Raw genomic sequence first — 16,848 nt, forward strand, 5'->3', positions numbered from 1 at the left:
AGTAAACGCAATTATGTCTATTTTTCTCTCAGGAGTCAGGTAAAGCGTTGACTATGCTTTAATCAAGGTCTGTCACCTTGACTGAAGGTTGAACGGGGCCGAGAGAGGCACACAACTTCGTGCCGCACCGTTCAGGTCACAAATGTCGCCATTTAAATTGGATTGAGGCGATACAAAACTAAGGATGATGAAGCATGTCTGATCGTGTTGATAGAGACGTGATTAATGCACTGATCTCAGGCCATTTTGCGGATCCTTTTTCCGTACTGGGGATGCACAGAACGGAAGCAGGGCTGGAAGTCCGGGCGTTACTGCCTGACGCGACCGACGTTTGGGTGATTGAACCCAAAACCGGGCGCAAAGTGGGCAAGCTGGAGTGCGTGGACTCACGCGGTTTCTTTTGTGGCATTCTGCCGCGTCGTAAAAATTTCTTCCGCTATCAGTTGGCTGTCGTTTGGCATGGCCAACAGAATCTTATTGATGACCCCTATAGCTTTGGCCCATTGCTCCAGGAAATGGATGCATGGTTGCTGTCCGAAGGTACCCACCTGCGCCCGTATGAAAAACTGGGCGCGCATGCGGACACGATGGACGGCATCACCGGGACTCGCTTTGCGGTCTGGGCGCCTAACGCCCAGCGCGTTTCCGTCGTCGGGCAGTTTAACTACTGGGATGGCCGCCGTCACCCGATGCGTCTGCGTCGGGAAACCGGAATTTGGGAGCTGTTCATCCCCGGCGCACACAACGGTCAGCTGTATAAATTCGAGATGATCGACGCTCGCGGCGCGCTGCGGATTAAAGCAGACCCTTATGCCTTTGAAGCTCAGATGCGCCCGGAAACGGCATCGCTGATCTGCGGGCTGCCGCCAAAAGTTGAGCAGAGCGAAGAACGCAAAAAAGCCAACCAGTTCGACGCCCCTATCTCTATCTACGAGGTGCACCTGGGTTCCTGGCGCCGTCATACCGACAACAACTACTGGCTGAGCTACCGCGAGCTGGCCGAGCAGCTGGTGCCGTACGCTAAATGGATGGGCTTCACTCATCTGGAGCTGCTGCCGGTTAACGAGCACCCGTTTGACGGCAGCTGGGGCTATCAGCCCACCGGGCTGTATGCGCCAACCCGCCGCTTCGGTACGCGCGAAGACTTCCGCTACTTCATCAACGCCGCGCACGCCGCCGGTCTGAACGTCATTCTCGACTGGGTGCCGGGGCACTTCCCGTCGGATGACTTCGCGCTGGCCGAGTTTGACGGCACCAACCTGTACGAGCATAGCGATCCGCGTGAAGGCTACCATCAGGACTGGAATACCCTGATTTATAACTATGGCCGCCGTGAAGTGAGTAACTTCCTGACGGGCAACGCCTTGTACTGGGTGGAGCGCTTCGGTATTGATGCGCTGCGCGTCGATGCGGTGGCGTCAATGATTTACCGCGACTACTCTCGTAAAGAGGGCGAGTGGATCCCGAACGAGTTCGGTGGCCGCGAAAACCTTGAAGCGATTGAGTTTCTGCGTCAGACCAACCGCGTGTTGGGCGAGCAGGTTCCCGGCGCGGTGAGTATGGCGGAAGAGTCTACCGACTTTGCCGGCGTCTCACGCCCGTCCGATATGGGCGGTCTGGGCTTCTGGTTTAAGTGGAACCTGGGCTGGATGCACGACACCCTGGACTACATGAAGCTCGATCCGGTTCATCGCCAGTACCATCACGACAAAATGACCTTCGGCATGCTGTACAACTACACGGAAAACTTCGTGTTGCCGTTATCGCATGACGAAGTGGTCCACGGTAAAAAATCCATTCTTGACCGTATGCCGGGCGACGCGTGGCAGAAGTTCGCCAACCTGCGCGCCTACTACGGCTGGATGTTCGCTTTCCCGGGCAAAAAGCTGCTGTTTATGGGCGATGAGTTTGCTCAGGGCCGCGAATGGAACTTTGACGGCAGCCTCGACTGGCATCTGCTGGAAGGCGACGATAACTGGCATCACGGGGTACAGCGTCTGGTGCGCGACCTCAACCATACCTATCGCCACCATAAAGCGATGCACGAGCTGGACTTCGACCCGTACGGGTTTGAATGGCTGGTGGTTGATGACCACGCGCGTTCGGTATTCGCCTTTGTCCGCCGCGACAAAGCCGGGAACGAAGTGATTGTGGTCAGTAACTTTACGCCGGTGCCGCGCCACGACTATCGCTTCGGCATTAATCAGCCGGGGCGCTGGCGTGAAGTGCTGAATACCGATTCTGCCCATTACCACGGCAGCAACGCCGGTAACGGCGGCGTGGTGCACAGCGATAATCTCGAAAGCCATGGTCGTCCGCAGTCGCTGAGCCTGACGTTGCCGCCGCTGTCGACTATCTGGCTGGTACGGGAAGGGGATTAACCACATGGGGCAACTCGCAGCAGGGAAACCCGCGCCGCTCGGCGCCAGCTTTGACGGCGAAGGCGTGAACTTCACGCTTTTTTCGGCGCATGCCCAGCGGGTAGAACTCTGCGTGTTTGACGCGCAGGGCAACGAGTCGCGCTATGACCTTCCCGCCCGGAGCGGCGACGTCTGGCACGGCTATTTGCCTTATGCGGGCCCCGGTTTACGTTACGGTTATCGGGTGCATGGCCCGTGGGATCCGCAGCAGGGCTTCCGCTTTAACCCGGCAAAGCTGCTGCTGGACCCGTGCTGTTTTCGCGCCGAGGGCGACCCGGTAGACGACCCGCGTTTTCACGATGGCTACGATGCGCCGGATGAACGCGACAGCGCGCCGGTGGCGCCAAAATCGGTGGTCGTAGACCTGGCGTACGACTGGCAGGACGACGCCGCACCGCGCACCGCGTGGGGTAAAACCGTTATCTACGAAGCGCACGTCAAAGGGCTGACCCTGCGCCACCCAGGGCTGCCGGATGCCATCCGCGGAACCTATAAGGCGCTGGGCCACCCGGTGATGATCGACTACTTCAAGCGGCTTGGCATCACGGCGCTGGAGCTGCTGCCGGTGGCGCATTTCGCCAGCGAACAGCGTCTACTGCGGATGGGGCTGCGCAACTACTGGGGCTACAACCCGCTGGCGATGTTTGCCCTGTCGCCGCGTTACGCCAGCGCGCCCGAGCACGCGCTGGACGAGTTTCGCGATGCGGTAAAAGCGCTGCATCAGGCCGGTATTGAGGTGATCCTCGATGTGGTGCTGAATCACAGCGCCGAGTTGGATCTGCATTGTCAGACCTTCTCGCTGCGGGGGATTGATAACCGCAGCTATTATTGGTTGAGAGAAGACGGCGATTATCACAACTGGACGGGCTGCGGCAACACGCTGAATCTCAGTCACCCGGGCGTCGTGGAATACGCCCGTCAGTGCCTGCGATTCTGGGTTGACGTCTGCCACGTTGATGGTTTTCGTTTTGATTTAGCGTCGGTGATTGGCCGAACGCCGGGCTATCGTCAGGATGCGCCGCTGTTTAAGGCTATCCATGACGACCCGGTACTGTCGACGGTGAAGCTGATTGCTGAACCGTGGGATATCGGCGACGGTGGCTACCAGGTGGGGAACTTCCCGCCCGGTTTCAGCGAGTGGAATGACCGTTTCCGTGATGCTATGCGTCGCTTCTGGCTTGAGGAGTCGCTGTCGCTGGGGGAATTTGCCCAGCGCTTCGCCGCCTCTAGCGACGTCTTTCAGCATCAGGAGAGGCAACCGCACGCGGCCATCAACCTGGTCACCGCTCACGATGGCTTCACCCTGCGCGATTGTGTGAGCTTTAACAATAAGCACAACGACGCCAACGGCGAAGAGAATCGTGACGGAACCAGCAATAACCATAGCAATAATCATGGTATCGAAGGATTGGAAGCAAACCTGGATGTAATGGCGCGTCGGCAGGGTAGCGTTCAGGCGCTGCTGACAACGCTGCTGTTATCGCAGGGAACGCCAATGTTGCTGGCCGGTGACGAACACGGTCACAGCCAGCAAGGTAACAACAATGCCTACTGCCAGGACAATTCGTTGACCTGGCTTGATTGGGAAAACGCGGATGATGCGCTGACCGACTTTACCGCCGCCCTAATCCATCTGCGCCAGCAAATTCCGGCTTTAACGGACGATCGCTGGTGGCAGGAGGGCGACGGTAACGTTCAATGGCTCAATCAGGACGCGCAGCCGCTGTCTGCCGAGGAGTGGCAGCACGGGGCGCGCCGGATGCAGATTCTGCTTTCCGATCGCTGGCTCATTACGCTCAATGCGACGCAGGACGTGGCAAACCTGAAGTTACCCGTGGGGGAGTGGCGCGCCGTTCCTCCATTTACCGGCGATGAAGCGCCGGTAGTCATGGCTGTCTGGCATGGGCCCGCGCACGGAGTGTGCGTATTTCAAAGGTCATAGTCTCTGAATTACCCGGAACCCCGCACCTGTGCGGGGACTACCTAATAACCCGGAAGGACGAGCAACAAAAGGAGTTAATCATGGTTAGGCTAGAAAAAAACGATCCCTTAATGCTGGCTCGCCAGTTACCTATCAAATCCGTCGCCCTGATTCTGGCGGGCGGACGCGGAACGCGATTAAAGGATCTCACCAATAAACGGGCAAAACCCGCTGTCCACTTCGGCGGTAAATTCCGCATTATCGACTTTGCATTATCTAACTGCCTGAACTCCGGGATCCGCCGTATCGGCGTGATTACGCAGTACCAGTCCCACACGTTGGTGCAGCACATCCAGCGCGGCTGGTCCTTCTTCAGCGAAGAGATGAACGAATTTGTGGATCTGCTGCCGGCTCAGCAGCGGATGCACGGTGAAAACTGGTATCGCGGTACCGCCGATGCGGTGACCCAGAACCTCGACATTATTCGCCGCTACAAAGCGGAGTATGTGGTGATCCTCGCCGGTGACCACATCTACAAACAAGATTACTCGCGCATGCTGATCGACCACGTCGAAAAAGGCGCGCGTTGCACCGTGGCGTGCATTCCGGTGCCCATTGAAGAGGCATCGGCGTTCGGCGTCATGGCGGTTGACGAAAACGACAAGATTATCGACTTCGTGGAAAAACCGGCTAACCCGCCAGCCATGCCGAGCGACCCAAGCAAATCGCTCGCCAGCATGGGGATCTATGTCTTTGATGCGGATTACCTTTATGAACTGCTGGAGCAGGATGACGTCAACGAAAACTCCAGCCACGACTTCGGCAAAGATTTAATTCCGTTAATTACCAAAGCTGGCGCGGCTTATGCACATCCTTTCCCGCTGTCCTGCGTACAGTCCGACCCGGACGCTGAACCGTACTGGCGCGATGTGGGAACCCTGGAAGCCTACTGGAAAGCGAACCTCGACCTGGCATCGGTGACCCCTGAGCTGGATATGTACGACCAGCACTGGCCAATCCGTACCCATATGGAGTCCCTGCCTCCGGCGAAGTTCGTCCAGGACCGCTCCGGCAGCCACGGCATGACCCTGAACTCGCTGGTCTCCGGCGGCTGTATTATTTCCGGTTCGGTGGTGGTGCAGTCGGTGCTGTTCCCGCGCGTGCGCGTGAACTCGTTCTGTAACATTGATTCGGCAGTCTTACTGCCAGATGTGTGGGTCGGGCGCTCCTCACGCCTGCGTCGCTGCGTCATCGACCGGGCCTGCGTGATTCCAGAAGGCATGGTGATCGGTGAAGATGCGGAAGAGGATGCGCGTCGCTTCTACCGTTCAGAAGAAGGGATCGTGCTGGTAACGCGCGAGATGTTGCGGCAGCTGGGGTACAAACAGGAGCGATAATGCAGGTTTTACACGTTTGTTCTGAGATGTTCCCGTTATTAAAAACGGGTGGCCTTGCGGATGTTATCGGCGCGCTGCCGGCGGCACAGATTGCCGAAGGGACTGACGCTCGCGTGCTGTTACCCGCGTTTCCGGATATTCGCCGCGGGATTACGGATGCCAAAGTGGTGACGCGTCGTGATACGTTCGCCGGGCGCATTACGCTGCTGTTCGGCCACTATAACGGTGTTGGTATTTACCTGATTGATGCGCCGCATCTCTACGATCGCCCTGGGAGCCCGTATCACGACACGCACCTGAACGCCTATCCCGATAACGTGAAGCGCTTTGCGCTGTTGGGCTGGGTGGGTAGCGAAATGGCCTGCGGTCTGGATCCGTTCTGGCGTCCGGACGTGGTGCATGCCCACGACTGGCACGCGGGCCTGGCCCCAGCCTATCTGGCGGCCCGCGGTCGCCCGGCGAAATCGGTGTTTACGGTACATAATCTGGCGTATCAGGGGCTGTTTTACAGCCACCATATGGATGAAATCCAGCTGCCGGCAGAATACTTCAACATGCACGGGCTGGAATTCCACGGGCAGATTTCGTTCCTGAAAGCGGGGCTGTTCTTCGCGGATCATATTACCGCCGTCAGCCCAACCTACGCCCGGGAGATTACCGAACCGCAGTTTGCCTACGGTATGGAAGGGCTGCTGCGTCAACGGCATAAAGAAGGCCGTCTGTCGGGGATTCTCAACGGCGTGGATGACAACGTCTGGAGTCCGGAAAAAGACCTGCTGCTGCCAGCAAGCTATAGCCGCGATACGCTAGAGAAGAAAGCGGAGAACAAACGGCAGCTCCAGATTGCGATGGGACTGAAGGTCAGCGACACCGCGCCGCTGTTTGCCGTGGTCAGCCGCCTCACCAGCCAGAAAGGGCTGGATCTGGTGCTGGAAGCCCTGCCGGGCCTGCTGGAGCAGGGCGGTCAGTTGGCGCTGCTAGGCGCGGGCGATCCGGTATTGCAGGAAGGTTTTCTCGCCGCCGCCGCAGAACATCCGGGGCAGGTGGGGGTACAGATTGGCTACCACGAAGCGTTCTCGCACCGCATTATCGGCGGCGCGGATGTCATCCTGGTGCCAAGCCGCTTTGAGCCGTGCGGCTTAACGCAGCTTTACGGTCTGAAGTACGGCACGCTGCCGTTGGTCCGTCGTACCGGCGGTCTGGCGGATACCGTGGCGGATAGCTCACTGGAAAACCTGGCTGACGGTATCGCCAGCGGTTTTGTCTTTGAAGACAGCAACGCCTGGTCGCTGCTCAGAGCCATCCGCCGTGCTTTCGTATTATGGTCTCGTCCGTCGCTCTGGCGCTATGTACAGCGTCAGGCGATGAACATGGATTTTAGCTGGCAGGTTGCTGCGCACTCTTATCGTGAGCTTTACCAACGCCTGATCTAACTACGGGGATCTGAGTTATGAATGCACCCTTTACGTATGCATCACCGACCCTCAGCGTTGAGGCACTGAAGCACTCTATTGCCTATAAGCTGATGTTCATCATCGGGAAAGATCCGGCTATCGCCAACAAACACGAATGGCTGAACGCCACCCTGTTTGCCGTTCGCGATCGTCTGGTTGAACGCTGGTTGCGCTCGAACCGCGCTCAGCTTTCCCAGGAAACGCGACAGGTTTACTACCTGTCGATGGAGTTTTTGATTGGCCGCACGCTTTCCAATGCGCTGTTGTCGTTAGGCCTGTATGACGACGTGAAAAACGCGCTGGAAGGTATGGGGTTAGACCTCGAAGAGCTGATCGACGAAGAGAACGACCCGGGCCTTGGCAACGGCGGTCTGGGGCGTCTGGCGGCCTGCTTCCTTGACTCGCTGGCGACGCTGGCGCTGCCGGGGCGCGGCTACGGTATTCGCTATGATTACGGCATGTTTAAGCAGAACATCGTCGACGGTCGTCAGAAAGAGTCGCCGGATTACTGGCTGGAGTACGGTAACCCGTGGGAGTTCCCGCGCCATAACACCCGCTACAGAGTGCGTTTCGGTGGCCGCGTGCAGATGGAAGGCAAAACCAGCCGCTGGCTGGAGACCGAAGAGATCCTGGCGGTCGCCTACGATCAAATTATCCCCGGCTACGACACCGACGCGACCAACACGCTGCGTCTGTGGAACGCCCAGGCCAGTAGCGAAATCAACCTGGGTAAATTTAACCAGGGCGATTACTTCGCCGCGGTGGAGGATAAAAACCACTCGGAGAACGTGTCCCGCGTGCTCTACCCGGATGATTCCACCTATTCCGGGCGCGAGCTGCGCCTGCGTCAGGAGTACTTCCTGGTCTCCGCCACGGTGCAGGACATTTTAAATCGCCACTACATGTTGCATAAAACCTATGACAACCTGGCGGATAAAATTGCCATCCACCTCAACGATACCCATCCGGTGCTGTCGATTCCTGAGCTGATGCGCCTGCTGATTGACGAGCACAAGTTCAGCTGGGACGACGCGTTTAACGTCACCTGTCAGGTCTTCTCGTACACCAACCACACGCTGATGAGCGAAGCGCTGGAAACCTGGCCGGTGGACATGCTCGGCAAAATTCTGCCGCGTCATTTGCAGATTATCTTCGAGATTAACGACTACTTCCTGAAGACGCTGCAGGAGCAGTACCCGAACGATACCGCACTGCTGAGCCGCACGTCGATCATCGACGAGTCCAACGGCCGCCGCGTACGCATGGCGTGGCTGGCGGTGGTGGTGAGTAAGAAGGTCAACGGCGTTTCCGAACTGCACTCGAACCTGATGGTGCAGTCGCTGTTCGCCGACTTCGCCGCTATCTTCCCGACCCGCTTTACCAACGTCACTAACGGCGTGACCCCGCGCCGCTGGCTGGCGCTGGCGAACCCGGCGCTCTCCGGTGTGTTGGACGAAAATATCGGCCAGACCTGGCGTTCGGATCTCAGTCAGTTGAGCGAGCTGGAACAGCACATCGATTATCCGAAGGTGAATCAGGCGGTGCAGCACGCCAAGCTGGAGAACAAAAAGCGCCTCGCGGCGTTTATTGCCCAGAACCTGAACGTGGTGGTGAATCCCCACGCGCTGTTTGACGTGCAGATCAAGCGCATCCACGAATATAAGCGTCAGCTGATGAACGTGCTGCACGTGATCGCTCGCTACAACCGCATCAAGGCCGATCCGGATGCGAAGTGGGTACCGCGGGTGAATATCTTCGCCGGTAAAGCGGCGTCGGCCTACTACATGGCAAAGCACATCATTCACCTGATCAACGACGTGGCGGACGTGATCAACAACGATCCGCAGATTGGCGATAAGCTCAAGGTGGTGTTTATCCCAAACTACAGCGTGAGCCTGGCGCAGATGATCATTCCGGCGGCCGATCTTTCCGAGCAGATTTCGCTGGCGGGGACGGAAGCCTCCGGCACCAGTAACATGAAATTTGCGCTCAACGGTGCGTTAACCATCGGTACGCTGGACGGCGCTAACGTGGAGATGCAGGAGCACGTTGGGGCGGATAACTTCTTTATCTTTGGCAACACGGCTGAAGAGGTGGAGGCGTTGCGCCGCAAAGGCTACAGCCCGCGCGACTTCTACGAGCAGGATGAAGAGCTACGCCAGGTGCTGACGCAAATCGCCACCGGCGTGTTCAGCCCGAGCGAGCCGGGCCGCTACCGCGACCTGGTGGATTCGCTGATTAACTTCGGCGACCACTATCAGGTGCTGGCCGACTTCCGCAGCTATGTGGACTGTCAGGACAGGGTCGATGAGCTGTATCAGGAGCCGGAGCAGTGGACCACCAAAGCGATGCACAACATCGCCAACATGGGCTACTTCTCCTCTGACCGCACGATCAAAGAGTATGCCGAGCATATCTGGTATATCGAACCGGTGAGGCTGTAAACGTCAAACGGGGCCAATCGGCCCCGTTTCTTTTCCCTGGTCGCTTATGACGCCAGCAACAATTCAGGCTTTCCCAGCGTTTTCACCAGCCATGCGCTAATCCGTGACTGCTGTTCGGCGTTCAGCCACATTCCCTGCTTAGTACGACGCCAGATAGCATCGTCGAGGCGACGCACCCACTCGTGTTCGACCAGGTAACGCAGCTCCGCTTCGTAAAACTCATGGCCGAAATCTTCACCCAGCCCGGCAATATCCTTCGCATCGCCAATAATCAGCTCGCTGTTGCTGCCGTAGGTGCGGGCGAAATGGCGGGCCAGTGACTCGCTGATGAACGGATAACGGCGGCGCAACTTCGCCGCGTAGTCGTCACGATCGCTGCCAATCTCACCGCCCGGCAGCACCGCGCCTTTGGTCCAGGCCGGGCCAATGCCCTGATAGTATGGGGCCAGTTTCTCGAGCGCGTGTTCTGCCAGCTTGCGGTAGGTGGTGAGCTTGCCGCCAAACACCGACAGCAGCGGCGCTTTGCCGTGGTCGTCATGGATATCCAGCGTATAGTCGCGGGTGATCGCCTGCGGAGAATCCGACTCGTCGTCACACAGCGGGCGCACGCCGGAGTAGGTCCAGACGATATCTTCACGAGCGAGCTGTTTCTTAAAGTGCCCGTTGTAGACTTTCAGCAGATAGCTAATCTCGCTTTCGTCGATTTCGACGTTTTTCGGATCGCCGTGGTACTCCACGTCGGTAGTGCCAATAATTGAGAATTCGTCCATCCACGGGATCACAAACACGATGCGCTTATCTTCGTTTTGCAGAATGTAGGCTTGCTTCTGGTTGTGCACGCGGGGCACCACAATATGACTGCCCTTGATCAGGCGGATGCCGTATGGCGAAGGCAGATGCATCCCGTCGTCAAAGAACTGTTTGACCCACGGACCGGTGGCATTCACCAGGCCGCGCGCCTGCCAGCGGAATTTTTCGCCGCTGTCGATATCTTCCGCTTCCACCACCCACAGGCCGTTTTCGCGTTTCGCTGAGATTGCGCGAGTACGGGTTCGGACTTCACCGCCTTTTTTTACCACCATTTGCGCGTTAGCCAGTACCAGACGAGCATCATCGACCCAGCAGTCGGAATATTCGAAACCGCGCACGATTTCCGGCTTCAGGACCGATTCTGCGCCAAAACGCAAACCGGTAGAAGCGGGCAGGCTGGTGCGCTTACCCAGGTGATCGTACATAAACAGACCGGTACGGATCATCCATGCCGGGCGCAGATGCGGGCGGTGCGGCAGACGAAAACGCATCGGAATGGCGATGTGCGGGGCCATTTTCAGCAGTACTTCACGCTCGGCCAGCGCTTCGCTGACCAGACGGAATTCGTAGTGTTCAAGGTAGCGCAGGCCGCCATGGATCAGTTTCGAGCTGGCGCTCGACGTGGCGCAGGCCAGATCTCTGGCTTCCAGCATCAGCACGGATAATCCGCGCCCCGCCGCGTCAGCCGCAATGCCCGCACCGTTGATACCGCCACCTATCACAATCAGATCTTTGGTTTCCATTATTGCTACCTCAGGGACTTTCGTTATAGCTCATTAATGTTCGATATCGCTCATAATAGCAAGTAAACGCGCTTTTGGTAACATTGAAAAAACATTTTAGAGTGATGTGCATAACATATTGGCGTTTACGTGGCCTGAGGACGTACACTTGGCGGTAAAATATCGCCAGCAAGACAATACCTGCCATAAAGATAAGAGAGCACCATGGAACAGTTTGAATGTATTAACGTAGAACAGGCGCACCAAAAGCTGCAGCAAAGCACCGCTGTGCTGGTGGATATTCGCGACCCGCAGAGCTTTGCGATGGGCCATACCCCAGGCGCGTTTCATCTGACTAACGACACGCTGGGCGCGTTTATGCGTGATAACGATTTTGAAACGCCGGTGATGGTGATGTGCTATCACGGCAACAGCAGCAAAGGTGCTGCGCAGTACCTGTTGCAGCAGGGTTATGACCAGGTCTACAGCGTCGATGGCGGCTTTGATGCCTGGCATCGTCACTTCCCGGCTGAGGTGGAGCACGCGGCTTTCTAAGACGGCTGCGTTCGCCCATTCCTGATACCGCCTGCAGTCAGGCGGTCATTGCGCGCCTTTGCAACGTATCCGTCAGAGTTTGGGTATATACTGTCCCCTTTTGTGTGGAATAGAAGCGACCTGCTGAATGTTGATGATCACCTCTTTTACCAACCCGCGCGTGGCCCAGGCCTTTGTTGACTATATGGCGACGCAGGGGGTTATTCTGACTATCCAGCAGCATACGCGCAGCGACGTCTGGCTTTCTGATGAAGCGCAGGAGGCCCGCGTGCGCGACGAGCTGGAGCGCTTTCTTGAGAACCCGGCCGATCCGCGCTACCTGGCGGCGAGCTGGCAGTCCGGGCAGACCAACAGCGGCCTGCATTATCGTCGTTTCCCTTTTCTTGCCACGCTGAAAGACGGTGCTGGCCCGGTAACGATGAGCATCATGGCTGTCTGCATTCTGGTCTTTATTCTGATGAGCGTCATCGGCGATCAGCCGGTCATGATTTGGCTCGCCTGGCCGTACGACGATTCGCTGAAATTTGAAGTCTGGCGCTATTTTACCCACGCATTCATGCATTTCTCGTTCGTTCATATCCTCTTTAACCTGCTATGGTGGTGGTACCTCGGCGGCGCGATAGAGAAACGCATTGGCAGCGGCAAACTGGTGGTGATTACCGTTATCAGCGCGCTGCTGAGCGGCTTTATTCAGCATCAGTTTAGCGGTCCGTGGTTTGGCGGCCTTTCCGGTGTGGTCTATGCCTTGATGGGCTACGCCTGGCTGCGCGGTGAGCGCGACCCGCAGAGCGGCATTTTCCTGCCGCGCGGGCTGATTATTTTCTCACTGGTCTGGCTGGTTGCCGGGTGGTTCAACGTTTTTGGGATGTCGATTGCGAACGGCGCGCACGTCACCGGGCTGGTGATTGGTCTGGCTATGGCCTTCGTCGATACGCTTAATGTGCGAAAGCGAGCATAATTTTCCAGGGATTCATCATGAAACAAACACAACGTCATGACGCGATAATCGAACTGGTCAAACTCCAGGGCTATGTCAGTACGGAAGAGCTGGTGGAGCACTTTTCCGTCAGCCCCCAGACCATTCGTCGCGATTTGAATGACCTTGCGGAACAGAAAAAAATCTTGCGCCATCACGGCGGCGCGGCGCTGCCGTCGAGCTCGGTCAACGCCTCATGGCACGATAGAAAAGCGACGCAAACGGCTGAGAAAGAGCGTATCGCACAGAAGGTGGCGAGTCAGATCCCGAACGGCTCGGCGCTGTTTATCGACATCGGTACGACCCCGGAAGCGGTGGCGCACGCGCTGCTTAATCACAGCGACCTGCGCATCGTGACCAATAACCTTAACGTGGCTAACACGTTGATGGTGAAAGAAGATTTTCGCATTATTCTGGCAGGCGGTGAGCTGCGAAGCCGCGATGGCGGTATCATCGGCGAGGCGACGCTGGACTTCATCTCCCAGTTCCGCCTCGACTTCGGCATTCTGGGCATCAGCGGCATCGACAGCGACGGTTCGCTGCTGGAGTTTGACTATCACGAGGTGCGCACCAAGCGCGCGATTATCGACAACTCCCGCCACGTGATTCTGGTTGTCGACCATTCGAAATTTGGCCGTAACGCAATGGTCAATATGGGCAGTATCAGCATGGTGGATGCGGTATACACCGACGTGCTACCGCCGCCGGGCGTGATGCAGGTGATTGCCGAAAATGAGGTGCAGCTGGAGCTGTGCTAAAGCCTGATAAGCTTCGCGCTATCAGGCTTGTGGTGGGTCAGAAAGGAGAAACGTAAACCGTTTCTCCTTTTTTATTAAACGCCATACCCCATCATCTTCAGCAGCTGCTGTGCGTGCTGCACCGCATCCTGACGGTGCGCCACGCCAAGCTTCTGATAAAGATTACGGATATGGGTTTTGATGGTGGTTGCCGCCACGTCCAGTTCACCGGCAATTTGTTCGTTGCTATAGCCTGAATAGATAAGCCCCAGCACCTGCCACTCGCGCTGGGTGAGCGGGCTGGTACGGATGAGCTCCGGCACTTCCGGGTGGTTAAGCAGGCGCTCGACGAAGCTTTCGTCGAAGTGGGCGAACTTATGACGATGGTGCTGGTTGATTTCACGCAGAATGCGCTGGGCGCGATGCTGGTCCAGCTCCGGCAGCGTATTCAGCTGAATCAGCTGGCGCAGCTGCTGGGCCATCGCTTCGCCTTCAATCACAAAGTGGCTGATGAACCCGGTGCGGTTGGCGAGCTGGAGCGCTTCCAGCAGCACGCGCTGGGCTTCATTCTTATTACCCGCTTGCCAGTGCAGCTGGTTGAGCAGCAGCAGGTTGCGGTTGAGATCGCTCATCAGGCGCAGCCCACGGGCATTCTCATTCAGCTCTTCGAGCACCATTTCCGCGGAGTCGAACTCGCCCAGCAGAATCTGCGCGCGGGCGATGTTACGCCACTGGCCCTGCAGGAAGTGGTTGTTGGCGAACTCCGGCTTCGGCGTGTGTCGCAGCCAGTTGGCGGCCGCTTTTTTATCGCCGACCATTTGCCAGTAGATGACGCGAACCTTATCCGCGTTGGAAACCCAGTCGCTGTGATAGGCGCCGTTGCCGAGCAGATTTTCAAGACGGTTCAGGTGGTTGCGGGCGTTATCCAGGTCGCCGCGCGCCAGCGAGCATTGTACCTGTAACGTCAGGCACTGGAGTTGCTGCTGCGGCTGGAAGCCACTCAACACTTCTATACCGGTGCGGGCAGCGGTTTCTGCCTCGTCGAGACGCGCCCACGCCCACAGCAGCTGCGCGCGGATGCGCAGCAGGAATTCATGCATCGGCAGCTGTTCCAGATGCTGCTCGCGAATCAGCTGGAAACCTTTTTCCTGACACTCCCAGGCGGCTTGTAAGAAGCCCTGGGCAAACAAAATTTCGCTTTGTTGAATCAGACTCCACAGCGCGTAGTGCCAGATATCGTGGCGGCGCGCCATCTGTTCTGTTTGCTGCATGACGGCGATGGACTGGCTGAGTTGCCCCTTGCAGTGCAGCACTTCACCATGCACAGACGTGGCGACGATACGGCTGTAGAAGTTAGCCAGCGGCAGCTCTTCCAGCGCCACGGTCGACAGACGTTCGGCTTCGTCCTGATCGCCGTCGTTGATCGCCACCTGTGCGCGCAGGGCGTTGAAATCGCCGTGCAGCGAGGTATCCATTTCAAACGTCATCTCCTGCTCGGCGCGAGCCAGCAGGGTGTTCACTTCACTGTAGCGGTGCTGGCTTTGCATCAGCCAGGCCTGGAGCAGCACCAGACGCGGGTTTTCCAGCAGGCTTTCCCACGGCAGCGCGGAGAGCGACTCTTCAAGCAGCGCCAGCTCGCTGTGGTGGAACAGACCCCAGGCGTGATTCAGCAGAATATCGCGCAGCATTTTCGGGTCGCCAGCCGCCAGCGCGTGATGGATAGCTTCGCTTGGGAAGCCCTGCGCCATCCAGCTTTCCGCCGCCGCGCGGTGGATTTCCGGCAGCTCGGTGGCCAGTTCCCACTGGCAACGTTGACGCAGGAAGCTACAGAACAGCGGGTGATAGTTGAACCACTCACCGGAGTTATCCATGCGCTGAATAAACAGCCCCTGGCGTTCAATCTCTTCAAGGCGCATCTGGCCGTTTTCTTCACCGGTCACGCGAGCGATGAGCGCATCGTTCATGGAGCGCAGCAGCGAGCTTTTCAGCAGGAAGTTGCGTGTTTGCGAATCGACGTTATCCAGCACTTCATCCACCAGGTAATCGGACAGATGGCTGGCGTTAATCCCCGCCAGACGACGCGCCGAATGTTGGGTGGCGTTATTACGCTGGCGTGCGGAGAGCGCGATCAGCTGGAGCGCGGTCGCCCAGCCGGCGACGTCGTCGCACAGACGGCTGCTTTCCGCCGCTTCGATGGGCGCGGCTAAGCGGCAGTCGAAGAATTGTTTGGTTTCCGCATGCGTAAAGGAGAGCTGCTGGCTGCCGATCTCCAGCAATTGATCGCGCACGCGCAGGTTGGCGATACCCAACTGCGGCAGATTGCGCGATAGCACGACCAGCGTCAGATTTTCCGGCTGATGGCGCAGGAAGAAACGCATGGCATCGTGGATCACCGGGTTGGTAATCAGGTGGTAATCATCGATCACCAGATACAGCGGACGTTGCCACTCGCTGAGTTCAATAAACAGTTGTGCGAAAAGGGAGCTGAGGCTCGCGTACTGGCGCTTTTGCACCATGTTTTCGCTGGCCTCGCAATGGCCGCCCGTCGCCTGCTGGATAGCCGCGATCAGGTAGCTGGCAAAGCGCTCCTGTTGGTTATCGCCTTCATCCAGCGAATACCAACCAAGGTCACTCATTCCTGCCGCCCATTGTGATACGAGCGTGGTCTTTCCATAGCCAGCCGGACTGGTTATCAGCGCCAGACGATAATTGTTCGCGCCGGAAAGTTTCGCCAACAGCCGATCGCGAATCACCGTGTGTTCGAGACGGACTGGTCGACTTAGTTTTGACGGAATCAACATAGCTAATCACTTCACTGTGAGGATTGGAAAACGAGATTTTTTTTGCGCTTCGTAATTAATCCCTACAAAGGTCGGTCAAATGCCTATGTATTGCAAGTTATGTCCCGTTTTGATGTCTGCTAATTTGCGATATGTCACAAATTCTTTAATTTAATACCATCCACGTAGAACGGCGCGCAGAGCGCGGAAATGCGGGGTTTTATAACCTATTGTGGTTACAAGTGAAAATAAACTTTAAGCACCTATGGAATAAAGAGCGTTTAAAGATATGTCAGCTCACGTAATTTTCCGTAGAAACAATACGTATTAATTTGTTGCTTATTTTCGCAAGGGGATTGTTTCCTTATTTACATATTTACTGCGAAACAGTATTTCATTTTATGAGCTGGCGCGAAGATCTCACGGGCATAATCCCAGAGACTGAATTCTGAAAAAAGGACGTGCTGAACCGGCTGAAAAACGCGCAAAACTGCCGCCAGTCGCTAACGTTATAGTGGCGGCGATCACACTTTTCGCTCATCCCTGCGACTCCTCCCCGCCTAATCCTGGACAGGATGAGGAAGTCGCGCATTCAGCCAGGCAAACTACCGCTAACGTTTATGTAAAAAGGA

The 16,848-nt window shown here is 57.1% G+C and carries 10 protein-coding genes; 8 read left to right on the forward strand and 2 right to left on the reverse strand.

Annotated features, from left to right (window positions below; all coding sequences use genetic code 11):
- Positions 1-194: 194 nt before the first annotated feature.
- From glgB to glgP, 5 genes are all read left to right on the forward strand, one after another.
- Positions 195-2,381, forward strand: a complete 2,187-nt coding sequence (glgB, locus tag GY169_RS02010) for a 1,4-alpha-glucan branching enzyme (RefSeq protein WP_163446744.1) — start codon at positions 195-197, stop codon at positions 2,379-2,381.
- Between the two features lie 4 nt (positions 2,382-2,385).
- A complete protein-coding gene (glgX, locus tag GY169_RS02015) occupies positions 2,386-4,362 on the forward strand; it encodes a glycogen debranching protein GlgX (RefSeq protein WP_167574898.1) in 1,977 nt (658 codons plus the stop codon).
- Between the two features lie 80 nt (positions 4,363-4,442).
- Positions 4,443-5,738 (forward strand): glucose-1-phosphate adenylyltransferase, encoded by a 1,296-nt coding sequence (gene glgC, locus GY169_RS02020; RefSeq protein ID WP_064541420.1) that lies wholly within the window; start codon positions 4,443-4,445, stop codon positions 5,736-5,738.
- On the forward strand, positions 5,738-7,171 hold the full coding sequence (gene glgA, locus GY169_RS02025) for a glycogen synthase GlgA (protein WP_065356439.1): 1,434 nt from the start codon (positions 5,738-5,740) through the stop codon (positions 7,169-7,171). Before glgC ends, glgA begins: the two co-directional genes overlap by 1 nt.
- A gap of 17 nt (positions 7,172-7,188) precedes the next feature.
- A complete protein-coding gene (glgP, locus tag GY169_RS02030) occupies positions 7,189-9,636 on the forward strand; it encodes a glycogen phosphorylase (protein WP_163446740.1) in 2,448 nt (815 codons plus the stop codon).
- A 44-nt stretch (positions 9,637-9,680) separates the two neighbouring features.
- Here the strand turns inward: glgP and glpD are convergent, their stop codons facing one another.
- Complete coding sequence (gene glpD / locus GY169_RS02035) at positions 9,681-11,189, reverse strand: glycerol-3-phosphate dehydrogenase (protein WP_167574899.1); 1,509 nt, start codon at positions 11,187-11,189, stop codon at positions 9,681-9,683.
- A gap of 204 nt (positions 11,190-11,393) precedes the next feature.
- Between glpD and glpE the strand changes: the two genes are divergently transcribed.
- From glpE to GY169_RS02050, 3 genes are all read left to right on the forward strand, one after another.
- A complete protein-coding gene (gene glpE, locus GY169_RS02040) occupies positions 11,394-11,723 on the forward strand; it encodes a thiosulfate sulfurtransferase GlpE (RefSeq protein WP_064541432.1) in 330 nt (109 codons plus the stop codon).
- Between the two features lie 127 nt (positions 11,724-11,850).
- Positions 11,851-12,681, forward strand: coding sequence for a rhomboid family intramembrane serine protease GlpG (gene glpG / locus GY169_RS02045; RefSeq protein ID WP_167574900.1), 831 nt, complete (start codon positions 11,851-11,853; stop codon positions 12,679-12,681).
- A gap of 17 nt (positions 12,682-12,698) precedes the next feature.
- Complete coding sequence (locus tag GY169_RS02050; RefSeq protein ID WP_064541438.1) at positions 12,699-13,457, forward strand: DeoR/GlpR family transcriptional regulator; 759 nt, start codon at positions 12,699-12,701, stop codon at positions 13,455-13,457.
- A gap of 74 nt (positions 13,458-13,531) precedes the next feature.
- Here GY169_RS02050 and malT read toward each other — a convergent pair whose 3' ends face one another.
- Positions 13,532-16,237 (reverse strand): HTH-type transcriptional regulator MalT, encoded by a 2,706-nt coding sequence (gene malT / locus GY169_RS02055; protein WP_163446734.1) that lies wholly within the window; start codon positions 16,235-16,237, stop codon positions 13,532-13,534.
- Positions 16,238-16,848: the final 611 nt, after the last annotated feature.

Origin of the sequence: Kluyvera genomosp. 3 (assembly GCF_011765685.1) — a bacterium.
GTDB lineage: Bacteria > Pseudomonadota > Gammaproteobacteria > Enterobacterales > Enterobacteriaceae > Kluyvera > Kluyvera georgiana_A.